Origin of the sequence: Pseudomonas sp. RGM2987, from assembly GCF_022952855.1 — a bacterium.
In the GTDB taxonomy this organism is placed as follows: Bacteria; Pseudomonadota; Gammaproteobacteria; order Pseudomonadales; family Pseudomonadaceae; genus Aquipseudomonas.
The window spans coordinates 1-24743 of sequence record NZ_JALJDX010000200.1; the positions used below are offsets into that span (position 1 = coordinate 1).

Here is a 24743-nt window from a genome sequence, read left to right on the forward strand (position 1 = left end):
ACATGGGCGCGATTCCTCTGGGCGGCGCGGTGTTCAGCGCCGGCGAAGGCCTTGCCGTGCGCCGACACCTCAACGGCCAGTTGCTGATCGAAAGCGACGACGGCCTGTACCGCCTGTTCGAGCCGACACCGGGCCGGGCCACGCTTCTGCGCCTGAGCCAACTGGGCGACCGCAACGACAACCGCATCCACCTCGACTACGACGAGGCCGGACGGTTGGTGCGTCTGCGCGACACTTTCGATCAGGTGCAGGTGGAACTGATTCACGAGCATGAGCGCGTCACCCGGATCGAACGTCTTTACCCCGACCAACAGCGCGAAGTGCTGGTCAGCTACGCCTACGACGCAGCGAACAACCTCGCCGAGGCGCGCGACGCCACCGGGCAGGTGCAGCGGCGCTTCAGCTACGACGCCGGGCGGCGGATGGTGGAGCATCAGTTGCCCACCGGCCTGCGCTGCTTCTACGACTGGGCCCTGATCGAAGGCCAGGAATGGCGCGTGGTCCGCCATTGGACCGACGAAGGCGACGCCTACCAGTTCGACTATGACCTGGCGGCCGGCACCACGCGCATCACCGACAGCTTGCAGCGCACCAGCACTCGCCACTGGAACGCCCAGCACCAGATCACCCGGTCCAGCGACACCCTCGGCCAGACCTGGCGGTTCGAGTGGAACGACGAACGCCAGCTGCTCAGCACCACCGACCCACAGGGCGGCGGCTACACCTTCAGCTATGACGAAGCCGGCAACCTGATCAGCGAAACCGATCCCTTGGGCCGCAGCGACTCCACCCTGTGGCTCGAACACTGGGCCCTGCCGCTGGTGGACACCGACGCCGCCGGCAACAGCTGGCAGTATCGCTACGACCCGCGCGGCAATTGCATCGCCGAGACCGACCCGCTGGGCCACGTCACCCGCTACCGCTACGACGCCCACGGCCAGGTCATCGAAATCATCGACGCCAGCGGCAAAAGCAAAAAGCTGCGCTGGAACCCGTTCGGGCAATTGGTGGAGCACATCGACTGCTCGGGCTACCCGACGCGGTTCAGCTATGACTCGCGTGGCTATCTGCAGACCATCACCGATGCCCTCGGTGAGCGCACCCAGTTCAGCTACGACGCCCAGGGCCGGTTGCTCAGCAGCCAATTGCCGGACGGCCGTACCGAGCACTACCAGCGCGACGCCGCCGGCCAGCTCACCGGCTACACCGACCCGGCCGGACACACCACGCTCTATCAGCACAACCGCCGCGGCCAGGTGCGCCAACGCACCGACGCCCATGGCCGGCAGGTGCAATTTGCCTATGATAGCTATGGCCGGTTGCAAGCGCTGGTCAACGAGAATGGCGAAAGTTATCGATTTGCCTGGGATGCCGGGGATCGGCTGGTCGAGCAACAAGACCTGGATGGCAGTGCCAAACACTACAGCTACGATCGGCTGGACAACGTCTCGGCGGTGACCGCCACTCCAGCGCCTTATGGCAATGGCCTCGCCGTGGTGCCCGAGCAACCGCCCGCCCCCATCGTCCACCGCCTGGAACGCGACGCCGTCGGCCGACTGATCGCCAAAATCACCGACGATGGCCGCACCGACTACAGCTACGATCCACTGGACCAGCTCACCGCCGTCACCTTCACTGACCTGCAAGGCAACGCCCAGAGCCTGAGCTTCGCCTACGACGCGACCGGCCAGTTGCTCGAAGAAAACAGCGCCGCCGGCCGTCTGCAACACCACTACGACGAACTCGGCAACCTGATCCAGACCCAATTGCCCGATGGCCGCTGGGTCAATCGCCTGTACTACGGCAGCGGCCACCTGCACCAGATCAACCTCGACGGCCAGGTCATCAGCGACTTCGAACGCGACCGCCTGCACCGCGAAGTGCTGCGCACCCAGGGGCAGCTCAGCACCCGCAGCGAATACGACCGCAGCGGCCGCCTGCGCGCGCGCCAACGCCGCCACACCGGCCAACCTTCGCTGCTGCCGGCGCCGGTGCAAAAGCACTTCGAGTACGACCCCGCCGACCACCTCATCGGCAAACTCGACCAGCAACCCGCCACTCAACACCGCCAACTGCTGCACTACGACGCCACCGGCCGCATCATCGCCAGCCAGGACAGCCTGCACGGCCAGCGCGAAACCTTCGCCTACGACGCCGCCGCCAACCTGCTGGACGGCCCGCAAGCCGGCGCCGGCCTGGTGGTGCACAACAAACTGCTGACCTACCAGGACAAACGCTACCGCTACGACGCCTTTGGCCGCCTAATCGAAAAACGCAGCGCCGCCCGCGGCCTGCAACGCTTCGCCTACGATGCCGAAAGCCGCCTGATCGAAGTGCGCAATGAAAACGGCAGCGTCGTCAACATGACCTACGACCCGCTGGGCCGGCGCATCATCAAGAACGAGCACGACCCCAACGGCTACCCCCTGGGCGAAACCCGCTTCACCTGGGACGGCCTGCGCCTGTTGCAGGAACATCGCCACCAGCAGACCAGCCTCTATCTGTACGAAGACAACGGCTACGAACCCCTGGCCCGCGTCGACGGCAGCGGCCCGCTGCAAAAAATCCGCTACTACCACAACGACCTCAACGGCCTGCCGGAACAACTCACCGAAGCCGACGGCCACAGCGTCTGGCAGGCGACATACCGGGTGTGGGGCAACACGTTGGCGGAGGTGCGCGAGCCGTACTATATCGAAGAGCAGAACCTGCGATTCCAGGGACAATACCTGGACCGGGAAACGGGGCTGCATTTCAATACGTTCAGGTTTTATGATCCGGATGTGGGGCGGTTTATTACGCCGGATCCGATTGGGTTGGCGGGGGGATTCAACCTCTATCAATACGCGCCAAACCCCCTGACGTGGATAGACCCCTGGGGATGGGCTTGCAAAAGTGCGGTCAGTGGTAACAAAGGCAGAACCAAGGCGATTCATGACCTCAAGCGCAACGGTTTCAAGGTCGTCGCAGAAGAAGTGACCATGAAGGTCAACGGCAAACGCATTCGAGCGGACTTCGTAGCCAAAGACCAAAACGGAAAGCTGCATGTTTTTGAGGTTAAACACGGCACCGGGAAGCTGACACCTAACCAAACCGGTTCCAATGTCTTCGACATGACTAAGCCGGCCAACACCACACAGCACCTAGGAGGAGGCACCATCAAGCCCTCCTCCGGTACAAAGGGGTCGTTCAAGGTCGATACCAAAGGCAAGCCAGGTGTACCGCTGGGTGGCAAAGGCGCTCAACACAATGCAACCTTCAATCTTCTAATCTACAAGTGAATCCCATGAGCCTCGAAATTCGTAAAGATGTGGAAGCGCAACTGCTGGCGGCGCTCAAGCAAATAGCCTCACCTCACGTGGATCTGAAGGCAGGAAAAAACAAGCTTGGCTTGCTTGTTTCCAAGGAAAAACTTGGAGAAATCTACGTTCAACACTTGAACAAAGCCGACGGCTATTACGCAGGGATGGAAATTTTTACCTGTGAAGCGTTCACCTTCTGCAAAGACCTGGCACCGCCCTATGAAAGCCGACTGCTGAACGCGTCCTTTCTGTCGAAGAGCTCCCTATCGGAAGACAAAAAAGAATTTGGCGATGAGCTGGGAGGCATCATCAGAACCCCAGCGCCCAATGAAGTCAGTGCCACGGTTAGCAAAATAACCGAACGGCTGACAAAGACTTACCTGACCAGGGCAGAGAACTGCATTCTCGGCACGCCTTCACTGATTGATGACGTACTGGCCGAACCTGACACTTACGCGTTCCCATTCCTGACGATTCTCTTCGCAGCGCAAAAACACGAACTGAGCCTGGATTCGCAGGTGCTGAAAAAAGCATTCGCGACCAAATCAATTTTCGGCAACAAGCAGTTCGATCTGGCATTGGCGAACAAGTTACTCGCCAAAGAATAAGTCGACGTGGAGGAAGTCGAGCGATCGCCAGCTGAGGGCCCCCATCAGATTACATTTCTACCCCGCCCAGGAGATCTCATCTTGAAAGATCTGGCAGATGAAAACCCAACGCTGGCTGTATTCGGACGAATTGGCCATGGCGATTTTAAAAACTACGACCTTATCAAAGACTCGCCAGTCTAGGTGAACGGCACATTGATGAATGGATTATAAGATGATTGATTTTACGGCTGAGATAATACCCGATCACTGCGCAGCCAACATCTTGCTCAGGGAGAATATTTCGACGTATGCCAATGACCTCTATGAAAAACATCAAGTCGAAGTAAAATCCTACACCCTGCCAGATAACGAGACGAGAACAGCCTACGTGGTGGATAAAACCGTCACCATTTCGACACTTCCCGACGGAACAATTTTTGCCATCGGTTGCAACACTCGTTACACGGGAAAGTACAAAAACCTACTTTCCACCGGCATGTCGTTTGACCAAATAAAAAAACTCACGACCCGCCAAAGAATTTTCAATGGCTCGCTAATCATTGACGACGACTTTGGCTTTTCCTACATATTACCGTCCCCTTACGATGAGATCGCTGACAGCATAGGAGATATACCGCCAGATTTGAGGCTTGATGAAATTTACATTTCTGATTTTTCCTCATGGCGTGGTGGTCAACAATAATATCGGGGGCGTTCCAGGTGGCGCCGGCCCAGCGGGTGTCGGCAATAAGGCGCGTCACCCGGATCGAGCGTCTTTAACCCGATCAACAGCGCGAAGTGCTGGTCAGCTACGCCTATGACTGATCGAAGGCTAGGAATGGCGCGCCGGTACTGGACCGACGAAGGCGACGCCTGCATCCCTACCCACCCGTAAACGTAGCGGCCTGCTGGGCTCGCTGGTCCCGATCGTATCGCGCCACTTTATTATTAACGCTTATATCACTGGCTTCGCGCAGGTAATCGCTGATGTCTCTGAATGAATAGGGATCGCTCTTGTAACCGCTCCCTTTGTCTACAGAGTAGTAACGTTTGTCATTAAAAAATTTAACGTCATAACCTGCAAATTCGCACAGAACACGCAGGAATGATCGGGTATAGCGGTAGGCTCCGATGAGCTGATCGGTGCCCTTTCCCAAAGAGCAGAATTTCAAGTCAGCATCTACCGGCTGAGCGCTATCCTGACAAAGGGTGTAGAAACCTTGCCTGGTCACCAACTCTTCATATACACAGGGCAAATGAAGCGTGCTCGATAGCTCTATTAACTTGGTGCAGGCGCTGGCGTAATTATTGATGACGCTGTTCAAATCGCTTTTATGAAGAAGGGCTTTATGTATGTGCCCTTGAATTTCTGACACGGTTTTTAGACTGGTTTCAAATGCTTCTACGTTTACCTCGGGCGTTCCGTTTGATGGGCCTTTGTCGATAAAAAATCGTAGATGTAGCCTGGGATGCGCATTGAAGTCCCCAGTAATATCACCTGGATACTTTATCTCCTTTAAATAACCAAAGTACTCGAACATCGCTTTTCGATGGGCATAGTACGCGTCCATATTGTTCTTGTGGCGAGTGGTTTCTATTTGTATGGAGGTTTGATGTGTGGCATGCACCCGGGCGATTAGAACCGACAAGGGTATGCACAGCGACAAAAGCGCAAGGGGCAACGCGCTGAGCTCAATAAACTTCTTGAAGCCCTCACCACTCAAGGAGGGTGTGTAACCTTCCCAAGCAATGCTTCCGAATACAAGGAAATACATAATGGGCGTGAGGATACTCAACCATAAGTAACCTTGCTCCGCCAGGCCGCGATCAGCATCCAGAGCGAATAGCCTGAGTTTTTTATAGGTAGGCGATCTTGCAGTGTTGTAGAAATTCAGCGCTCCAAATACCAATTGCAAAATGATGATGCTCAGGATCAACGGCCCGAAAATATAAGCGACTAGTTCAAGATTTTTATGCATTCACATTTCCATATGTCACAGGGCGAACGTAGTGGCCACATGGTATCAGCGTCAACCAGCAAAACGCACCACCGCCCCACACGTTGCGCAACTGTGCCGCACCGATTCCGCGCTGGCGTTGGACCGAACGCCCCCGCCTCACTCCATCCCAAAGTTTCGCTGCCTCCCGCTGGCGGCGAAGCCGCCCCGAAACCAATGACGCATTCCTCCAAGTAAACGGCCTCAGCCGGGCCCCACGACGGCTGCACCGCCGAGCGGGAGCAAGCTCCCTCGCCACAGGGGTCGTCCTATGCCTACAGATAGATGTCCAACCTGTGCGCTTTGCTCGCGCCAACCCACAGATCCTTGCGCCTTTGCCTACAACTACGCCAGAATCCGCCCGCTTGTGCGCCTTGTCTCTGGTCCCTATCGTATCTCCCTTCACTGCACATTCAGTGAACGGGCTTGGCGGCCCGGTATTCGAAAGGCGCAACAACTCCGCTGTTATGGCGGGTTGCGCAAGGATCCCTTCGGGGATGCCGGGTTCCTTTCGTTCCGGTCCGCCAACCTTGTGTAATCCGTCACCCCACCTGCTTGGCGGCAGAAAGTGACGGTTTCTCTTACGAAAGGAGATCCACCATGTTCAAGATCACGCCCAATCCCCCGGAAACGGATTCCGCCTCCCAGTCCGCAAAGTCCAAAGCCAAGCAGCAAGACGAAACGACCAAACGCGTTCTCGATCACTACCTGTCGCCCAAACCGACAAAGCCCAAAGACGAACCCAAACCGGGCCAGTTATTCACCGTCGTGAAAGACATCGACAACGAAAGCCTGCTCGCCAACCTCAGCGAGACCCTGGCCTCGGCCGAAGCCATGGTCGACGAACTCGCATTCGACCTGGAAGGCTCACGGCGCAATATCGCGCTGGGCATTCAGCAGTTAATAGAACTGAGCTCATTAATGGCGAATCGGGTGCTGGATAACGTCGATCCGCGGTAGCCAGCAACAGTAAAAGAAAGACAGCATATCGACTCTATCGATATGCCGCCCTTCTTTTTGCGCCTTCTTCATGGGTCGGAAGACTTGTATTACCGCTTCTATTTAGCACAGAGAGCTGTGCCAGAGGGATCTGAAAGAACTATGCAAACGCGGGCCTTTCCGAACGACTATAGCCATGCCGGTAGATTAAGAGAAGCCCATATAACAATCAAAACTTAGGATCTTCTTAATGCACAGAAATTATGCCGAGGGACTAAAATCAAGAATTTGCACCAAGAATTTTTCTGTATGAGTAAGCGGTAAAAGCACTAGCGAATAACTTGAAAACGCACGCATCAACAAGGGGCGGGGTGTAACGCAATGCGGTGCGCCAGCCGGAGATTTTTTTACACAACGTGCAGACTAGCTGTATATGGATCAGAGATTCATTTAGGAAAAACTTTATGTTCTCTGTCCAGCAAAATCATAAAAAATGCTGACTGCGACTGAAAGCCATGAACCCGCATTTTCTGACTGACACGTAATTCAATCAAATTAATTTCAGGCGAAAGCTTTTCTAAAACCCTTTTAACATGCGAGCCACCCGCCTTCATTTCCTCAACCTTATACTGCGTATAGCCTAAACCGGCCTTATTCCCTCCCTTACCTCCAGACTTATATACACTATCCCAAGTATGGCCACCCAGTGTGGCTAAAAAATTTGAAAATTGACCGAGTTCATCTTTAGTCCACGCAGAGAAACACTCCCAGTCCTTTTGAAAATACTTCAGGACCACATATGGATTTTTATGTTGCAGCCCCTCACGCGCTCCATCTTTCTTAAATGAAGGAAGGTCAAATATCTTCTTTTCTAAATCCGTAACGGCAGCGCCCCCTTCTTTCTCAATATTTTTTGCTTCCTCATTGACTTTGGTTTTTGGAAGTTTGGCCATTACATTTCCGTCGCGTATTTTGTTCTGAAAAAATCAAGAATTTCAGCCTTTGGCATAATGGTTTCGCAACGTTCCTCCGAACTTAAATCACCTCGAGCTTTAATCCAAGGCGCATCCCTATGAGTCATTTCCTCAAGTGTTTTTGCGGGTAGATCAGAATATGCTTCAAAAACCTGGAGAAGTATCTCCTCAGCTTCAGAGCTAACAACTGGAATTTTTTGATCCTCTGGCGCAGGGAGCGGATTCCAGCCATATTTCTTAAATTCCTGAAATACTTCAGGGACTACCGGACCATGAGCCCAAGCTTGTATCTGCTCGGAAAAAAGTTCTTTACCTGTAAGCGTTTGAGTCCAAGCCTCCGCATAATAAAGGAGCTTCTGCAATTTCAAGTGCGTGATAAGATCTCCCGACTCTGCGCACTTTGCTACAAACCAATTTGCTATATCAATAGCTCTATGCAATGCCATAGTTTTCCTCCTTCACCTCGCTGAATGCTCGCATTTTTCCCAATAGCAGTCAACACATATAATCGCCACATGACTGTAGCTTATATATCTAAAAACCGGAATTTTCCCCCTCATATTAAAATACGCTTATAAAAACCAAATAGCGCTCGCGTTGTAATGCATAACAGCTACTCAGAACGCACATAGGAAATATTAAACATGAACGTATAACAACCACTATCAGTTCTATTCTTTTCACAATTAAAAAATGAAGAGTCTTATAGCAAGTTCTGTCGTTTCCTACACTTATAGTTAGTACTATATCTCTGCCCACCTAGGCGTCAAACGAGCTCTTGCGTCTGCATTGGCAGTACACATGAGGCCCTACCACCAGAACGAACCACCACCCAAGGCATCGCGCAACTGCGCGGCGCTAATGTCGCGCTGCCGTGGATCGAATGCCAGGGCCGCACGCAGCGCTGGCCAGCAGCGCCGGGGCAGATTGCGGGGGGCGTTGAGTTGGCGCTCCAACCGGGCATCACGAGCCTGGGTGGAAGGCAGGCGACGAAACGGGTGATTGCCGCTCGCCAGTTCGTATAACAGACAAGCCACGCTGTAGACATCGGCCGCCGCCGATAGCGTTGCTCCTTCGAGCAGCTCCGGGGCGGCGTAGCCAGGGGTCCAAGCTTTGAGGCGTTTGCGGTCCAGATGAGGAAGGCGCTTGCAGGGTCCTTTTTCGGCCAGGCCCAGGCCGAAATCGAACAAGCGCACCTCCTCGCCACTGAGCATGACATTGCTTGGCTTAAGGTCTCCGTGCAGGACGCCTCGACCATGGATATATGCCAGGGCGTCGAGCAGTGGCACTGCAATCGCTTTGAGCTCATGCCACGTCAATCCCGAAGGCTTTTCACAAAGCAACTTGTCGAGGGTAATGCCATGCATCAACTCCATGGTGATAAAGGCCTGCCTGTGGGCCGCGTCCACTTCAAACGTGTACGGGTGCAACACGTTCGGATGGCGCAGTTGTCGGGTCAGGGCAAACTCGCTGTACAGCAATGCGCTGGCGTCGGGTGATTCACTGAATTGCTCGCTGAGCATTTTCAAGGCGACATAGGGCTCCGGATCGCCGTACTGCTCGTGCAACAGGTCCCGGGCGCGCCACACCACTCCCATGCCGCCAGCCCCCAGCATGCGTTCGAGTCGATAGCGCCCGGCGAGAATTTCCGGGGTTTCGCCGGTGCTGCGCTCGTTCGAAGCCACGGTGGGCACAGCAGCGTCGAAAGCGAAATACGTGGGTTGGCCGCCCTCCTCGCTCACTGACGAATCACCACGGCCGTCAGGTTATCCCGCGCCGTGCCGCGCAGCGCACCATCGAAAAGCTGCTCGACTGCTCTGCGCGGTGAGGCCAGGTCCAATGCATTGCCCAAGGCTTGAGCGCTGAGGGCTTGATACAAGCCGTCGCTACACAACAGGAACGTATCGCCATGGTGAACATCCAGCTCCAGCACCTCCAGCGTCAGATCCAGCGCGGCACCCACCGCACGGGTCAATGCCTTGGCCGCCGGATGGGCACTGGCCTCGTCGCGGCTGATGTGTCGGGAGTCGATCAGCTGTTGTTGCAATGAGTGGTCCTTGGACAGTTGATACAACCGTCGGCCACGCCATAGATAACAGCGACTGTCGCCGGCCCAGATGCAGACCCCACGATTAGCTTCCAGCAACAGTGCCACTACCGTACTGCCGGTAATCCCAGGCTGATCGTCGGTGACGGTAAGCTCATGGGTCAGCCGTCGATTGGTCCAGCGCAGGCACTGGCGCACGGCTTTTGAGCGCGCGCTTAAATCCCGGTGTAGCGGCAGGTCCGCCAGGTGGGCGATGACCAACTGGCTGGCAATGTCGCCACGCCAATGGCCACCCATCCCATCGGCAACCGCCCACAAACCCTGCTGCGGGCACTCGAGAAAGGCATCCTCGTTACGTTGCCGGACCTTGCCTGGGTCGGTGCGCCCGGCACTGCGCCAGGCGCCGACACCTTGTGTCACAGCTGCACCGGCATTCGAAAGGTACGCAGAACGCTCATGTCGAACGGGTTCGGCGTGCGCTGGCTCGTCAACAGATAATTGGCGCGCAGGCCGCCCAGGTCTGCCTTGAGCACGCGCACATCGCGCCCGCTCAAGTCCTCGGCCTGCATCAGATCGAACAACCGAAACAGCGACCACGGCCCGGTATTCTTCTCGATCCCCACGCCTCGTCCGACCATTTTTTCCAGCACCAGGGCCGTGCGACCGTCTTGAGCCTCACTTGGCCAGGTAAACACCACAGGCAGGATCGGACCGTGACGGTACTCGAGCAGCTTGTCACCGAAGCGGAATTCGGAGCGGCTCACCGTTGGATCGAGGGTGTAAGGTTCAAGCGTGAACTGCACCTGCGGTTCAGCCGGGTTCTGGGCGAAAAAACTGCGCCGTATGGTGCGCGCCGCCGCCATCTGATCCAGATAGACCCTGGACACCGGCAAACCCTGGCCGTCCACGTTGCGCAGACGGTAGTGCCCCGCAGAATCAATGACGAAGGGCTGGATGTAACGCTCGAAGAACCGGTCGGCAACGCCTTGATCCTTGAAGAACTCCCGAAAGTCGTTGAGCGCGACGTCGCTGGCACTGTGGGCGTTGAACGGATATCGCTTGTTGATCGCCTTGGCATAGAAGCTGTACAGCTCGCTCTGATAGCGTTGGTTCAAGTAGCGGTACGAATCGTTGAGCACCAGGCGCCAACTGTCCTCGGCCACTGCGTTGAACCATGTCCCAACCGGGCGCGGCAAGCGAGCGGACGCACTGCGCAGATGGCTCAACGCATCACGTTGGCCGCCCATGCGGTTGCGGGCCATTTCGAATGCGGCATGATCCGGTGCACTGGCCCGGGCCAGGCTCGCCAGTTGCAATTGCACTTCATCGAGGGCTCGCAGGGCCTGGGCCAGATCGGCCGTCGGTTCGTTGTCCGGACCCAGCAAGCGATGCAGCGGTTCGAAACGTCGCTGCAAAGATTTTTGCGCAGTGTCCGGCAGGCGCTCGTTCAAGACCTGCGAGACGTTCCCCGCCACGGCGGCAAGTCTTGCAATGGGCTGCCCACTCTCTCCGGCCGCCTGCGCCACGTTATCGAAGTGCTCGGCAACGATCGGGATTCGAGTGTTTTCCCGCACTTGAATCAGCATTTGCATGATCGGTGAATGAGCCGACGTCAGCCCGGCGAGCTGCTCGGCCCCTTCTGGCGCACTCGTAGCCGTTTGCAACGCTACCCGGCCGACCGCTTCGCTCCAACGGTCGGAATAGTCACGAAAATACAGCTGTTCCAATTCGACCATCAGCCGACGCATGTCCATGCCGCTAAGGCCTTCGCCCTCACCCAATACCCAGTTGTCCCGCAACAACCGGGTGATCAACGTCGCACCCTGGATCGAAAAGTATTGCTCGTAACCCTGGCGGGTATAGAAGCCGGGGATCACATGGTCGGTGCCGACGAGTAACGCTCCCTGCGCGCCCAGATGGTGACTGAGCCTGTAGGGCGGCAGATGGCTGGCCTGATCGCGCAGCATCCTGTACACGACGATGGCCAGGGACTCCCCGCGCAGGACATCCCTGGCCTGGGCCACCAGCGGTTCGTCGAGCGCATGGACGAAGGATCGCTCCAACAAACGCGCGAAATGAGCGTTCAGCCGCGCTTGCAGCGCCGTGTCGCCGGGGTAGCGAAGAGACCAATCGCTGGCCATCCAATCCATGAGCCAAGCACTGTCGCGACGCTCTTCCAGGCCCAGCATCAAGTACGCACGCACGCTGTTGAGCAGTTGTTCGCGGTCACCCCGATTGCTGCGAATATGCTCTTCGAGTCTTTTTGCGATTCGAGGCAACAGCTGCGCTCGCAACTCATGTTCGTAAGCTTGGGTTATCGCAGCGTTACTGGCCTCGCCTTGGTACAGACCCACCCGTTCGTACAATGGCACTGCCCCGGCGGGCGGGAAGACCCGGGTCGCCTCGAAGCGAATATCAAGTGACTTGAGCATCGCAGCCCAATCGTCGCTGCTCGTCTGTACCGACCGGTGCTGGTCCCAGCGGTGCGCCAACAAGCGCAGGTTTTCCAGACGCTCGTGGTTAGCCGAAAAACCATAGGCCCACAACAGCCCGAACAGGCCAAGGACCGTCAGCCCCCCGAGGTACATCGCCCGCTGTCCCCAATAGAGACGCCGGCGCTCGCGCTGATCGAGGCTGGCCAGATCGGCGTCCGGAATAATTAGCCGGCTGATCAAATGATGAATGAATCGCGAGTGCCGCCCAGGCACAACAGCACTGCTGGGCACACCCGAACGACTCGACGACGATGCGCAGGTCAGGTAGAAGCCTCGCAACGTGCAGGCGTTGCCCGTGAACCCCTGCTCGACCAGCAGGCACAGGTTGGCGCCGATCTGCTCCAGTCGGTGGGGAAAATCCAGAATGTTGCTACGCCGCAGCGGGTCACGCTCTTGATGCATCCGCGTGATCACCTGGCTGTTGAGCCGCTGCAACAACGCTTCGAACTCGGCACGCAGCAGACTCACGTCGCAACCACGCTGATGTCGACCGAAGCTGGCGCCCAGCACCTGGTCGTTTTCCTCCCGCGTCAGCGAATCGAAGAACTCATTGAAGCCAGGCACTCGGTCGGCTTTGCTCAAGACCAGGTATATCGGCATATCGACGTGCAGCCGTCGTCGCAGTTCTTGCAGACGGCCGCGGATCTGCCCGGCCAAGGCGCTGATTTCTGCCTCGCCGCCCGACAGCAGGACCTCGACAGGCACGGTCATCAGGACACCGCTCAGCGGGCGTCGGCGGCGACGCTTGCGCATAAGCTCGAGCAAGGCAGCCCAAGCGCTGTCGTCGACGTTGTTGTCCGCCTGGGTCAGGTAGCGCCCGGGGGTGTCGACCAGCACGGCGTGCTCGGCAAAATACCACTCGCAATGCCCGGTGCCGGACACGTTGCCCATGGGGTCTCGCTCAAGCCTGCCTTGGGACAGCTCCAGGCCGGCGCTATCGAGCAAACGGGTCTTGCCACTGGCGGGCGGGCCCATCAACAGGTACCACGGCAGATCGTTGCGCCAGCGCTCGCTTCGCCCGGGATAGAGGTTGGAGGACTTCAGCGCTTTCAGCGCGCTCCTGAAGCGCGAGCGCACTTCCCGCCGCGCCTGGTCAATCCTCGCCTGATGCGCAACGGGAGGTCCGAGGGTGTCGTTTCCAGGGGTGCCAGCACTTGAACCCACGCGCCCATTGAGGAAAACCATGCCCAGGCCCCAGCCCAGGAGAAGCACAATGATGGTCAACAGCCTCGCCGTTGCGCTCGCCCAGAACTTGTAGTCGTTGACGGCCAAAAGAGGCCCGACGAACCACACCATCAGCGCAACCCATAGCGACAGCAGCAGCGTCCAAACCCAGGTCTGGCGCACCCAGGCACCGGTTTTTCTGAAAAGCACTTTCATGGAACGTCCCTGTTCACGGCCGCGGCAAAGCGGTGGCCGGTTCTAGCGATTGATAAGGTCGCAGTACAGTTGTGCGTTGCTCGCCCAATACCCAGGCAAAGCTCGAATACATCATCCCCAGGCAGACCGCCGTGAAGGCGGCCACGGCCCAGGCCGGTACAATACGCGCCGGCTTGCGAGGAGCGACCTCGCGGTCCTCACCACGCGGTGACAGTTCAGGGGGAGTACCGCGTACCTGGCGAATCAACCGATACAGGGCATCGCGAAGGCCTTCGAGCTCAAGCATCCCGCGGGTCTGGACCCGATATTTGCCTTCGAAACCCAGGGCCAGGCACAAGTACAGCAGCTCGAGCATCGCCAGGTGTTTGATGGGGTTTTTCGATAAGCGCTCCAGCAGCTGGAACACCTTCTCGCCACCAAACGTTTCGCTGTGGAACGTACTGAGCATACTCATCTGTGACCAACCACTGCCCAGGCCCCACGACGTCGTCACGACCGCCTCGTCAATCACGGTGCACAGCACGTAACGAGCGGCAATCAGCTGGCTGCTTTCCACGCCCTTTTGCACGGCACGGGCTTCGAACTGCTCCAGGCCCCCGCTCAGTTCTTGCTTGAGGGTATGCAAGTCCTCGCGTTCGCCGCCACGCTTGAGCTGGATCACTTGCGACAGCAACCCGGACGCTGCCGCTACCAGCGGATTCAGGCTGATATTGAAGATGGGCGAACGCGGCACGTGCGCTGCATAGATCATCCGCTCTTGTAGCTGCTCCATGCGCGGCGGCGCCCCGCCGTCGGTCAATGGCCCTGACACGGGACGTTGTCCATGGTGATCGAGCAGGACCGTGGTTTCGTCCTGGGGATTTTCCTGATCCATTGCGTTCAGTTCCTGATGGCCCAAAAGTTCAGCTCAAGCTCGGCAAAATCCCCGGACACATGGAATGCAAAGCCAGCAGATTGCTTCAGTTGAACCAGGTCTTCGGCGCTGAGCTCGAGGATGAAGTAGGTCTTGTTGGCATGGAACGCGATCTGCCGCGGCGCCACCGGCAGAGGCCTGATCCTGATGCCCGGCAGGTGCAGGTTGACCAATTGCCGGATGCGCTCCACCGAACTGATCTTCAGATGCGACGGCAACCGCTGGCGCAGCCCTTCGCCATCGCAGCTGGCACTGGCCGCCAGTACGAACGACGCCGAGTCCAGCAGTGAAAGATCCTTTAGCTGCGAGACGAAGATGCCGTATTGGCGCGCCTGCAGTTGCAGCTCAATGGCATGCTGCTCGAGCACCATCGACAACACCTGCCGGATCGCTTGCATCAGGCTTCGAAAACACGTGCCCTGGTCGCTGTGCTGGTAACGGTTGTTGAGCGGCGGGCGTTTGCTGTCACTGGAGAAGGTCGCCAGGTCGCCCAACAGCGTCAACAGCGCCTGGTACAGCGCTTCGGGATGCACTTGCTCCAGATCCAGGTAATGGCGCAGCAACAATTCGCTGCGATTGATCAGCTGCAGCATCATGAAATCGCCGACCTGCGCGCCCCCCACCTTGCCATTGGAACGAATCCGCTCGGCGAGGCTGTCGCCACGATGGGCAAGCATGCCGATGATCTCCTTCAGGCATGACTGCAGATAGTGGGATGAGCGCGCCTGGATAAAGCTCGGCACAAAATCCGGGTCGAGCCTGATGACGCCGTCTGCCGTGGCGTCAAGGATCTCGCAGAGCTTGAGTTTCACGAACGCATGGTCGCTCTGTTGCTCTCCCAGCAGCAGGCGCAGATCTGGCCGGCCACAACTGATCTGGCTCTGGCTGGCACTTGCGGCGTTGGAATCGGCCACCTGCACGTCGTATGTGGTATAGCGCGCCAGCACATCAGACTGTTCAGGACGCCTAGACTCGATGTGATTGCCAGTCACCAAAGGCAGCGCGAGGTAGACCGGTGTATTGCTGGTGCTGGAAGGTATTTCCAGGATCAGCGGTTCGGTGCTGCCCCCGGACTCGAACAAGGTCCCGTCTGGCAGTACGCCACTGGCCTGGCTGATCACCAACTGGCCCATGTTGAGAAACTGCCGGTCGATTTCCAGCGTCAGGAAGCCCCAGGCATAACTGGCCAGCAACCGGGTGCGTAGCCTGAGTTGGTGGTCAAGATAGCGGTCGTTGTGTTGCAGATGCTGCGGGCGCAACAACATGCCTTCTTGCCAGATGACTTTATCGTGGTTCATCGGCCTGCCTCCTTTGGCACCGTAGCAAGCGTGTTGAAGATGCCTTTCTGATCCAGGACCAGGTGCGCTTCGGTCAGCTGCTGTGCTGTTATTGGCAGGGTGTGGCGCCAGCGGACATGCGGCAGGTCACGATAAGCCGCAAGCACGCCAACGTAACGCCCCTGGGCGGCAATGCTGAGCCGGAACTCGACGCTTTCACCGGGGCGCAGTTCCAGCTCTTCGCTGGAGATCAGGTCGGGGGACAAGGTTTCCCTCGCTCGCTTATAGAGGCTGAGGAAATCAGCATTCTCGAACGCCACCGGATGCTTGAGTTCGAACAATCGCACCACCACCGGCGATGGCCGTCCATAGAGATCAGGATTGAGCTGGTCGCTGGCGATCAACGTGAGATTGAGCTTGGTCATCGTCGAAAAGGGCGACAGCGCGGCACACCCGGTCAACAGCAACATCGTGCCTAGCACCGTCATGATCCTGAATAAAAACATCGTGCAACGAGACATGGTCGTCATCCGTGGTACTCGGTTTGCAGGCTGGACACCAGACGAACCTGCTCTTCATAGGCGCGAGAGAAATCGCGGGCCAAAACGCGCTCGGTCCAGTCGTCGTCCTGGCACAGATCCTGGTGATAACGGCCATAAGCCTTCCAGTAGTGACCCGAGGTGGTGATCAAGGGTTTGTGCTCCCGCGCCATGCGAAGGATCAATTGCCGGGGCGAAAAATGCTCCAGCGTTGCACGCAGGGTCGCCCGACTGGCTGAAAGCAGAGCCACCTGGTGGGCTTGCAGGTCCCGGTACGCCCGGGCAATGACCTGATCGGCCGGCAACAGGGATGGCGTGTCCGGGAGCAGCAGCTTTTTCAAGGCAGGCCGGGTATCGTCGGTGCATTGGAGCGGGCTCCGCTGTTCGTCGTGAATGGGGAACTGGGACAGACGCAGCTCGTTTTTCAACACCGACTGAGTGCGCAAGCCCTGCTGCAAACCGTGGACGCTTTGCTTGAGCAACTGCGCCGCGCTGATGGCCAGGGCTTCACGTGCATCGCCGTCCAGATTCTCAAGATCAAGGCCCAGGGCAGCACCGAAGCGCTTCCAGAAAGCGTCGCGTGGATGATCGACAACGGCGGCAGGCGGAATCGGCTCAGGCCCAGACTCGACGGGCGCTTCGACCAGCTCCGGCAACAGCAGGCTTTCGAGGTCGATGCGGGCGTAATCCGAACGGCCAAGGGCATCCGGCGACACGGCAGTGGGGCTTATCAACTCATCTATGTCCCGAGAAGCGCGCTCTTGTTGGTCCAACGCTTTCAACGGATCAAGGTCTAGAAAGACGTCGTCCGGAATCAGATTGCCCATCAGGGTCGAGCGCCCTGTTGCGGCCATACTGCTACCCTCTCCCGGGACCAGCCGCGCCAGGACCTCGACATCCCCCATGATGTAGGCATCGCCGTCCTGTATACGGACCGGCTCGCCCTTGGCCAGGCGTGCGCCACTTGCCCGATGGGTCGTACCGTTGCCGCTGGTATCGGTCAGGAAAAATGCCTCCTCGCGATAGCTGACCACCGCGTGTCGCTTGGAAAGCAGACGTCGACGATCAGGAATGACCCAGTCGCAATCCTCGCCACGCCCGATCACGCCGCCGGCTGGCCCGAAGGCTTTTTGACACAGCTGTGCCGCGATGAACTGCCTGGTGTTGAGCACTTCGAAAACAAGTTCCATCTATAGAAGCTCCTTGGGGTCAACCGCCACGGTTCACCGCCTCCGGATCACCCAGGGGGCGATATTCACTGTCGTTGAATTTGTAGTTGCCGCTGCAGCCGCTGAGGGCGATGGGCAGGACGAAGGTCAGCAGGACGGCTCGCCATGGAAAGACAGGCATCGGAAATCTCCGTAAACGAAAGGGCCGCAGCGGCACGGGTATGAATGGCCGAAGAACGAGTTCAATCATCGAAGTCTTTGCGCTCGACCTTCAGGCGTGACAGGCGGTAAAGCAGGGTGCGCAACGGCAGGCCCAGCTCCCGGGCGGCACGGGTCTTGTTGCCGTTGTTCTCGCGCAGGCAGTCGACCAGCAGGCGACGCTCGATTTGTGCCAGTCGTTCGCGCAGGCCTACGCGGCCGCGCTCGGATGGGGTATCGATGTGCAACGCGAAATGCTCGACAAGCAGTTCGCCGCCTTCGCACAGCAGCACTGCTCTTTCAACGATGCTCTTGAGTTCTCGTATGTTTCCGGGGAAGCCATAGGCGGCCAGGTGATCGAGCGCTGCCGCTGACCAACACACCGGATCGCATTGCAGGAGTGTGCAGGCCTTATCTGCAAAATGCCGCGCCAACTCGATGATGTCGCCTTCGCGCTGACGCAACGCCGGCAACAGGATCGGGAACTGTGCGAGGCGGTAATACAGGTCTTCGCGGAACCTGCCCTCTTCCATAAGCTTTTTCAGATCGCGATGGGTCGCGGCGATGATGCGCACGTCCACGGTGTGGGTGTCGTTAGACCCCAACGGACGGATTTCCCCTTCCTGCAATACGCGCAGCAATTTGGCTTGAAGGGCTAATGGCATGTCGCCAATTTCATCGAGCAACAACGTGCCACCGTTGGCCGCATCGAACAACCCGGCCCGATCCCGGTCCGCACCGGTGAACGCGCCTTTGCGATAACCAAAAAGCTCACTTTCCAGCAGGTTCTCGGGAACCGCGGCGCAGTTCTGCACGATGTAGGCCTTGGACCGACGCTGGCCATGGTCGTGGATCGCCCGGGCTACCACCTCTTTACCGGTGCCGGTCTCCCCTTGCAACAGGACTGTGAAGGGACTGTGCAGCACTTTACTGATCAGTGCACAAGTCTTGCGCATCGCCGCACTCTTGCCGATGAGGCCGAAGCCATTACCTTGCGGCAAGTGTGTGGTGGGCAGCACGTGTTCTTCGACGGGACGGCACGGACGGCGCAACAGATGCATCTGCCTAAGGGCGAACGCCCCAAGCTGTGCAAGGGATTGAGCGAACCCTTGCAGATCGAGGTGCTCAGCGCTCGCACACAGCAATAGCCCCTTCGTGTCGTCCTGGGAATTGACGAGGGGCACGCAGAGCAAGGACTGCCATGGCATGGCCCGGGGCGGCAGGAAACGGGTTTCGTGCAGGCTTTCACCCACCGCATCAAGGCACACGACGCGGTTCTGGCGCAGGGCGTATTGCAGCAGTTGCTCATCGTGATAGTCGGACGGCAGGCCGCCGTGATCACGAAAATGCAAGTGATCTTCCAGGCATTCGATGTCCAGCTCGAGGCGGGTGTGGCTTGCATCACACAGGTACAACTGCACCAACTCACAATCGCTGAGTCGCGCCACGCCCCGGATGAAGTCTTCCATCAAGGCAGCACCGTCCGCAGCACGCGAAAGGCTGGAAAACTGTGCCAGGAGCGCTTCTGCATAGGCCAGCGGATGCGCGATCTCTCTCAACATCGCACCCACCTCAGTTGAACTCGCAAACTACGCCCGCGTCGCTGTTGAGCGTGGCATGTACATGCCGCAACGGGTCGGCCCCTGCCATGGCCGCCAGCAACCGGTCGGCGACCAGCGGCGTCAGGTGTCGGTCCAACAGACGGTCAATCCGCCGCGCGCCGCTGTCGCTGCGGGTGCAACGCTCGACCAGATGTCCCACCAGAGCTTCACAGTAGCTGAAGCCCATCTGGCGGCGACGCAGCCGCTCGCCCCATCGATCGAGCTTGGCTTGCACCAATTCACGTAGAACTGCCCCATCGACCGGCAAATAAGGCACCACGCACATACGCGCCAACAGCGCGGGCTTGAAATGCTCGCTCAGGATCGGGCGAATCGCATCCTCGAGGCGTTCGGCACTCGGTGCCTCGTCGCTTTCGCACAGTTCGGCGATACGTTCGCTGCCCAGATTGGACGTCATCAATATGAGGGTGTTACGGAAATCGATTTCCCGCCCTTCACCGTCATTGGCCAGGCCTTTGTCGAAGATTTGGTAAAACAGGTTCAACACATCCGGATCGGCTTTCTCCACCTCGTCAAGCAACACGACGGAATAAGGTTTTTGACGAACGGCTTCGGTGAGCATGCCGCCTTCGCCAAAGCCAACATAGCCCGGTGGTGCGCCGATCAGCCGGGAAACCGTATGTCTTTCCTGAAACTCGGCCATGTTGAGCGTGGTGATGAAGCGATCACCTCCATACAAAAGGTCGGCAAGGGCATGCGCCGTTTCGGTCTTGCCGACTCCGCTGGGCCCGACCAACAAAAACACCCCCACCGGGGCATCGGACCTGTTCAGGCCTGAAGCGGCGGCGCGCATCGCCCGATCGAGCGCCTGTACCGCCTGTTCCTGGCCTCGAATCCGGGCACGCATGTCCGCGGCGAAACTGGCGACCTTGGCGTTATGCTCCCGAGCCAGCTGTGCCAGCGGCACGCCGGTCCAGGCACTGATCACTTCAGCCACCAGTCGCGGGCAGACTTCGAAGCTGACCAGCCGCTCCTGGACCTGCGCCGCTACCAATAAGCGGTGGGTCTCGTGCAGCGCCTCCTCCAGGGCCTCGACACCCAGAAGCTGATCACCTTTGATCTCACGCGCCCCGGCCAACTGCCGTCGCAGAGATAACAGACGCTCGGCAAGGATGCGTTGCTCGGACCATTGGATTTCCAGGGTCCGGTGTTCGAGATCAATGGCTTGCAGGCGTTTCTCCAACGCGTCCAATGCCTGGGGATCGATCGGCAATCCAGCCTCCGCGTCGCGGCGCAATGCATACCGCTGGCGTGCACCTTCTGCCTGCTCGCCACGCAATCGCTCAAGGCCTGGAGGCGCAGCAGCCAAGCTGATGCGCACACGGGCACAGGCGGTGTCGAGCACATCCACGGCCTTGTCCGGCAACTGACGACCGGTCAGATAGCGAGCCGACAACTGCGCCGCCGCGACCACAGCATCATCTCGCAGATAAATGCCGTGGCTGCTTTCATAGACCTGAGCCAGCCCCCGCAGGATCGTCACGGCTTGATCGACAGTCGGCTCGTGCAATTGGACCGGTTGGAAACGGCGGGCCAGGGCCGGGTCCTTTTCGAAATATTTTTTGTACTCGGTCCAGGTGGTGGCAGCGATGGTGCGTAGCTCGCCCCGGGCCAGAGCCGGTTTGAGCAGGTTGGCGGCGTCGGAGGCGCCGGCGTTGTTGCCGGCACCAATCAGGGTGTGTGCCTCGTCGATAAACAAGATGATGGGGCTGGGGGAGGCCTTAACGTCCTCGATCACGCCCTTGAAGCGCCGCTCGAACTCACCTTTGATGCTGGCGCCGGCCTGCAGCAGCCCCATGTCCAGTGCCAGCAGTTCCACACCCTCAAGCACTGCCGGCACTTCCCCGGCCGCAATGCGCAAGGCCAGCCCTTCGACAATGGCCGTCTTGCCCACCCCGGCTTCACCGACCACGATTGGATTATTCTTGCGCCGGCGAACGAGGATATCGATCATCTGCCTGATCTCGCCGTCCCGACAAAGCACAGGGTCGAGCTGGCCCTCGCGAGCCTGCCGGGTCAGGTTATGGGTGAACTGCTCCAGCAGGTTGGCGTTCATCGCCGCGGTTCGATCGGGGCCCGACTGGTGCGGCTGCGAGGTCAGTTCCTTGAGTCGGTCGACACTCAACCTGCCAAGCAATGCCTGGTAAGTACTACCGGCATAGCGAAGCGGGTTATGTAGCAACGCCAGGATCAACGCCGCTTGTCCGACCTGGCTTTGACCCAGTTCGAGATGGGCGACCAACAAAGCATCCTGCAACCATTGCACCAGCTCGGGCGCGAATACCGGATTGCGCGAAGCGCTGTGTCCCATCTGCGGTTGCAGGGCGGCGCTTAGTTCGCCAACACTTATCCGGGCATCCTGCAAGGCACGTACGAGCAGGCCCTGCGCACGCCCCAGCAGACTGAGCACCAGGTCTTCCACCAGCACTTTGTCCGCGCCGCGGGCTACGCAATGCTCGGCCGAGCGCTCCAGGTCGCTTCGCGTTTCAGCGTCCAGCGCCTGGATAAGTTGCTGAAGGTCTACGTTGATCATGTTGTCCATTCCTGATGAGTTTTGCTGCCGAGGATCACCACGCCATCAGCGCGCTCGCGCCCCAGCCAACTGGTCCATCCCAGGCGGCAGGTGTTCTGCCCGCCGATGCGCAAGTCACGTATTTGCTGCTGACGCAGGACCAGGCGAATGTCGTATTCCAGGGGATCGCGCAGGGTGAATCGCACCAACGAACACAGCGGCTGGTAACCGATACCTATAGGCAGGAATTCATGGAAGCGTTGCCAGTCCAGCCCACTGATATGGATCCGGAACCTGCCGCCGCGGTCGCGCACCCGTTCGCCGAGGACCAGGTCGTTGCTCAACCGGCTGTGGGCGCTCCCAAGGCGATTGCACTGCTCGCCAGGAATGACTACCCGACGCTCGAGGCATTGTTCGAGATTGAGTTCGGCGTGCTTGAAGTAATAACGCAGGACGGCTTCGATCAGCGCCGCTGAATGAGCTCGCAGGCTCAGCAGCCCCAGGTACGGCAGCAGGCGCCGCCAGTTCAGGTGGCTGGCCTTGCGAAGCTCTTCGCCGCCCAGGCCGACCAGGGCAAACAGCTGTTGCGAAAACGGGTCTCCAGCCCCTCTTTGAAAGCTTGCGCAATAGCGGTATTTGCGCCAGATCGGCAGCATCAATCGATGGAGACGATGGTGGAACACGTCGAGGAACTGGAGAGTCGGATTACTGCCCGCCTCACCCAGGGCCTGTTCACCATAGAACGCCGGGAGCGGCGATCCCGCTCCAACCAGGCTGAGCAGGTTCAGGCGCACGCGCGCCCGTACCTGGCCGTGCTCTTCGAAAAACTCGACGCGGTCAATATCGCTGGAGGCAAACCCCAGGCTCGGGTTGGCCTGGAACTCCAACCGTTCGTATAGCGTTTCATCATCGAGCTCAGGATGGGCCTCGCGCAGCTGATTGACGACCAGCAGCACCGCCTGAAACAACGAGTACTCGCGTATCCCTTTTGTCAGCGCGCTTATAGAAGCGGCTGCTGTCCCATACGGGGTGCCCATTGGTACACCTCTCCTTGTGTGCTGGTCACCCGCAGTTCGTGATACGAGTTGAGGCTGGCATACAACGCGAAAAACTCATTGAGGACCGAAGCGAAGATGAACAGGTCGCCCTCGCCGATATAGCCCTGTGGATCGATAGTCAGTTCCGTGCGCAGGCCACGAACCGGCAAGCCCCGATGCAGCCGGTCGACAGGCTGATGCCTGATCGACTTGAGCCCGTCGAGCAAACGCTTGCTGACTTTCTCTGCCTGCTCGTCGTAGTACCGCGCAAAATCGTAGGTCTTGAGGATTACCTTGAGCGCATTGACGTTTGCCAGCGACAGGTAGTTGAGGGACATGTTGCTGATCAACTTCCAGAGGAAGCCGTGATCGAGCGGAGGTGCGAAGCTCGGTGTCACCCGGCCAATGTTGCGAAAACTCAACGAGTCCGGAGTTTTGTCTCCAGGTTGATCGATGTCACCCGGCTTGAGCCGACAGGAGAGATCCCGATTGGTGCACATCAGCTCTATGGATAGGGTTTCATGAGGCCTAACGTGTTGCGCCCCAAAGCCCAGGCGGGTATCGAGACCGCCATACAGTGACGAAGGCCGGTGGCGAACGCTGTAATAAGGGCGGTCCTGGGACACGTCAAAGCTTGCGTCGTGTTCAAAGGATTCGAACGGTACATAGGCCTGATAACCCAGACCGCCAGGCTTCCAGCCCGTGACGCTTTCTACCGAAAACACAGCGCAATGCTTCTGTTCGTAGTCAGCCGGCAGCAATGGATATTCATCCTGCTTGCCATCCAGGCGGATAGGCTGCGCGTCATGCTTGAACAGATTGACGATCGGCGTGCAGTAGAGCTTTACGTTTTCCAGTGTCGGGCGCATCCGCTGGAGAGCGCTTCTGCCAATATCGAAGCGCAGATCCAGACCACGCATCTGTTTGAAGCTATCGGCCTGCAAGGTATTGATCACATCAAGGCCAATGACGTCGACAAACAGAAACTTGTCCTGGAAAGCAAAATACTCCTGCAGATAGCGATAACCGCGAAAGGTATTCAGCGGATATGGAAGCAGGGCCTCCTCTTCGGCAAACCCTACCGGCTGCACACTGTCGGGCGCCATCCTGAACGTGACGGGACTGCCATCCGCAGCCTTGAGGGCTGCGCCGGCGCCGTCCAGCGCAACCAACTCGATACGCTCAAGGTTACGTAACAAACTTAGGTAGAGCATCTGGCTGATGTAGCGCTCACCGGCGAAGTGCAGGCGCAAACGGCTCATTTTCAGCTCGCCGAAATGCCCATCGCAACACATCTCCAGCCGCAGATTCAGCAGCGAACCTTCGCCTTTCACCGAATAATTCAAGCCTGTCAGCTCCAGTGCCAGGACGTCCGTTGGATAACAGGTCAGAAAGCGACAACACACCTCTTCGACAGGCTTGCTCTGCACCGGCGTATCACGTTCCACGCGCAGTGCAGGGCCGGGCCGCCTTAGCGGGTCGAACTGCAACATGCCAAAGGCGGGCAATGGCCTCATATAGTTCGGCCACAACAGTTGCATCAACGAATGACTCAGTTCCGGCAACTGATCATCGAGCTTCTGGCGCAAGCGCCCCGTCAAGAAGGCGAAGCCCTCCAGCAGCCGCTCCACATCCGGGTCCTGCCCGGCCTGTCCAAGAAAGGGAGCCAACGCAGGGTTGCGTTCGGCGAAACGTACGCCCAACTGGCGAAGCGCCGTCAGCTCGCTTTGGTAGTAATGATTAAAAGACATG

At 58.4% G+C, this 24743-nt stretch carries 19 protein-coding genes; 4 read left to right on the forward strand and 15 right to left on the reverse strand.

The genetic code is table 11. The annotated features are described in order from the left end of the window. From RGM2987_RS15440 to RGM2987_RS15450, 3 genes are all read left to right on the forward strand, one after another. On the forward strand, nt 1-3281 hold a 3281-nt coding region (locus RGM2987_RS15440), incomplete at its 5' end, for an RHS repeat-associated core domain-containing protein (RefSeq protein ID WP_245142692.1). A gap of 5 nt (nt 3282-3286) precedes the next feature. Beyond that, nucleotides 3287-3910: a hypothetical protein gene (locus RGM2987_RS15445; protein WP_245142694.1), complete on the forward strand. Its 624-nt coding sequence runs from the start codon at nt 3287-3289 to the stop codon at nt 3908-3910. Between the two features lie 214 nt (nt 3911-4124). Next, a complete protein-coding gene (locus tag RGM2987_RS15450) occupies nt 4125-4595 on the forward strand; it encodes a hypothetical protein (RefSeq protein WP_245142696.1) in 471 nt (156 codons plus the stop codon). A gap of 178 nt (nt 4596-4773) precedes the next feature. Here the strand turns inward: RGM2987_RS15450 and RGM2987_RS15455 are convergent, their stop codons facing one another. Continuing rightward, entirely contained in the window at nt 4774-5871 is a 1098-nt protein-coding gene (locus RGM2987_RS15455) for a hypothetical protein (RefSeq protein ID WP_245142698.1), read from the reverse strand. A 618-nt stretch (nt 5872-6489) separates the two neighbouring features. Here RGM2987_RS15455 and RGM2987_RS15460 point away from each other — a divergent pair. Further along, nucleotides 6490-6849: a DUF6124 family protein gene (locus RGM2987_RS15460; protein WP_245142700.1), complete on the forward strand. Its 360-nt coding sequence runs from the start codon at nt 6490-6492 to the stop codon at nt 6847-6849. A gap of 425 nt (nt 6850-7274) precedes the next feature. On the opposite strand, the gene RGM2987_RS15465 is transcribed toward RGM2987_RS15460, so the two are convergent. From RGM2987_RS15465 to tssF, 14 genes are all read right to left on the reverse strand, one after another. Then, nucleotides 7275-7781 carry a hypothetical protein gene (locus RGM2987_RS15465; RefSeq protein ID WP_245142701.1) on the reverse strand — a complete coding sequence of 169 codons (507 nt, stop codon included), beginning with the start codon at nt 7779-7781 and terminating at the stop codon, nt 7275-7277. Continuing rightward, entirely contained in the window at nt 7781-8248 is a 468-nt protein-coding gene (locus RGM2987_RS15470) for a type II toxin-antitoxin system antitoxin SocA domain-containing protein (protein WP_245142703.1), read from the reverse strand. Before RGM2987_RS15470 ends, RGM2987_RS15465 begins: the two co-directional genes overlap by 1 nt. Nucleotides 8249-8611: 363 nt before the next feature. Beyond that, nucleotides 8612-9496, reverse strand: a complete 885-nt coding sequence (locus RGM2987_RS15475; RefSeq protein WP_245142789.1) for a serine/threonine-protein kinase — start codon at nt 9494-9496, stop codon at nt 8612-8614. A 44-nt stretch (nt 9497-9540) separates the two neighbouring features. Next, nucleotides 9541-10269, reverse strand: a complete 729-nt coding sequence (locus tag RGM2987_RS15480; RefSeq protein ID WP_245142705.1) for a PP2C family serine/threonine-protein phosphatase — start codon at nt 10267-10269, stop codon at nt 9541-9543. Continuing rightward, complete coding sequence (tssM, locus tag RGM2987_RS15485) at nt 10266-13724, reverse strand: type VI secretion system membrane subunit TssM (protein WP_245142708.1); 3459 nt, start codon at nt 13722-13724, stop codon at nt 10266-10268. The genes RGM2987_RS15480 and tssM overlap by 4 nt, the downstream gene beginning before the upstream one ends. Before the next feature lie 13 nt (nt 13725-13737). Then, a complete protein-coding gene (gene icmH / locus RGM2987_RS15490; RefSeq protein ID WP_245142711.1) occupies nt 13738-14598 on the reverse strand; it encodes a type IVB secretion system protein IcmH/DotU in 861 nt (286 codons plus the stop codon). 5 nt (nt 14599-14603) lie between these two features. After that, nucleotides 14604-15935, reverse strand: a complete 1332-nt coding sequence (tssK, locus tag RGM2987_RS15495) for a type VI secretion system baseplate subunit TssK (protein ID WP_245142713.1) — start codon at nt 15933-15935, stop codon at nt 14604-14606. Continuing rightward, nucleotides 15932-16435, reverse strand: a complete 504-nt coding sequence (tssJ, locus tag RGM2987_RS15500) for a type VI secretion system lipoprotein TssJ (protein WP_245142716.1) — start codon at nt 16433-16435, stop codon at nt 15932-15934. The genes tssK and tssJ overlap by 4 nt, the downstream gene beginning before the upstream one ends. Before the next feature lie 5 nt (nt 16436-16440). After that, complete coding sequence (gene tagH / locus RGM2987_RS15505; RefSeq protein WP_245142718.1) at nt 16441-17643, reverse strand: type VI secretion system-associated FHA domain protein TagH; 1203 nt, start codon at nt 17641-17643, stop codon at nt 16441-16443. 19 nt (nt 17644-17662) lie between these two features. Next, nucleotides 17663-17803 (reverse strand): type VI secretion protein, encoded by a 141-nt coding sequence (locus RGM2987_RS15510; protein WP_245142720.1) that lies wholly within the window; start codon nt 17801-17803, stop codon nt 17663-17665. 61 nt (nt 17804-17864) lie between these two features. After that, nucleotides 17865-19382 (reverse strand): sigma 54-interacting transcriptional regulator, encoded by a 1518-nt coding sequence (locus RGM2987_RS15515; RefSeq protein ID WP_245142722.1) that lies wholly within the window; start codon nt 19380-19382, stop codon nt 17865-17867. Between the two features lie 10 nt (nt 19383-19392). Next, entirely contained in the window at nt 19393-21975 is a 2583-nt protein-coding gene (gene tssH / locus RGM2987_RS15520) for a type VI secretion system ATPase TssH (RefSeq protein WP_245142724.1), read from the reverse strand. Further along, entirely contained in the window at nt 21972-22991 is a 1020-nt protein-coding gene (gene tssG, locus RGM2987_RS15525; protein ID WP_245142726.1) for a type VI secretion system baseplate subunit TssG, read from the reverse strand. The genes tssH and tssG overlap by 4 nt, the downstream gene beginning before the upstream one ends. After that, the gene (gene tssF / locus RGM2987_RS15530; RefSeq protein ID WP_245142728.1) at nt 22955-24742 is read right to left on the reverse strand and encodes a type VI secretion system baseplate subunit TssF; all 1788 of its coding nucleotides are present in this window, start codon (nt 24740-24742) and stop codon (nt 22955-22957) included. The genes tssG and tssF overlap by 37 nt, the downstream gene beginning before the upstream one ends. Nucleotide 24743: the final 1 nt, after the last annotated feature.

What these genes read in the sequence shown, in the direction of transcription:
- RGM2987_RS15445 (WP_245142694.1), top strand. Translation starts at nt 3,287, where the DNA reads ATGAGCCTCGAAATTCGTAAAGATGTGGAAGCGCAACTGCTGGCGGCG.
- RGM2987_RS15450 (WP_245142696.1), top strand. Translation starts at nt 4,125, where the DNA reads ATGATTGATTTTACGGCTGAGATAATACCCGATCACTGCGCAGCCAAC.
- RGM2987_RS15455 (WP_245142698.1), bottom strand. Translation starts at nt 5,871, where the DNA reads ATGCATAAAAATCTTGAACTAGTCGCTTATATTTTCGGGCCGTTGATC.
- RGM2987_RS15460 (WP_245142700.1), top strand. Translation starts at nt 6,490, where the DNA reads ATGTTCAAGATCACGCCCAATCCCCCGGAAACGGATTCCGCCTCCCAG.
- RGM2987_RS15465 (WP_245142701.1), bottom strand. Translation starts at nt 7,781, where the DNA reads ATGGCCAAACTTCCAAAAACCAAAGTCAATGAGGAAGCAAAAAATATT.
- RGM2987_RS15470 (WP_245142703.1), bottom strand. Translation starts at nt 8,248, where the DNA reads ATGGCATTGCATAGAGCTATTGATATAGCAAATTGGTTTGTAGCAAAG.
- tssM (WP_245142708.1), bottom strand. Translation starts at nt 13,724, where the DNA reads ATGAAAGTGCTTTTCAGAAAAACCGGTGCCTGGGTGCGCCAGACCTGG.
- icmH (WP_245142711.1), bottom strand. Translation starts at nt 14,598, where the DNA reads ATGGATCAGGAAAATCCCCAGGACGAAACCACGGTCCTGCTCGATCAC.
- tssK (WP_245142713.1), bottom strand. Translation starts at nt 15,935, where the DNA reads ATGAACCACGATAAAGTCATCTGGCAAGAAGGCATGTTGTTGCGCCCG.
- tssJ (WP_245142716.1), bottom strand. Translation starts at nt 16,435, where the DNA reads ATGTCTCGTTGCACGATGTTTTTATTCAGGATCATGACGGTGCTAGGC.
- tagH (WP_245142718.1), bottom strand. Translation starts at nt 17,643, where the DNA reads ATGGAACTTGTTTTCGAAGTGCTCAACACCAGGCAGTTCATCGCGGCA.
- RGM2987_RS15510 (WP_245142720.1), bottom strand. Translation starts at nt 17,803, where the DNA reads ATGCCTGTCTTTCCATGGCGAGCCGTCCTGCTGACCTTCGTCCTGCCC.
- RGM2987_RS15515 (WP_245142722.1), bottom strand. Translation starts at nt 19,382, where the DNA reads ATGTTGAGAGAGATCGCGCATCCGCTGGCCTATGCAGAAGCGCTCCTG.
- tssH (WP_245142724.1), bottom strand. Translation starts at nt 21,975, where the DNA reads ATGATCAACGTAGACCTTCAGCAACTTATCCAGGCGCTGGACGCTGAA.
- tssG (WP_245142726.1), bottom strand. Translation starts at nt 22,991, where the DNA reads ATGGGCACCCCGTATGGGACAGCAGCCGCTTCTATAAGCGCGCTGACA.
- tssF (WP_245142728.1), bottom strand. Translation starts at nt 24,742, where the DNA reads ATGTCTTTTAATCATTACTACCAAAGCGAGCTGACGGCGCTTCGCCAG.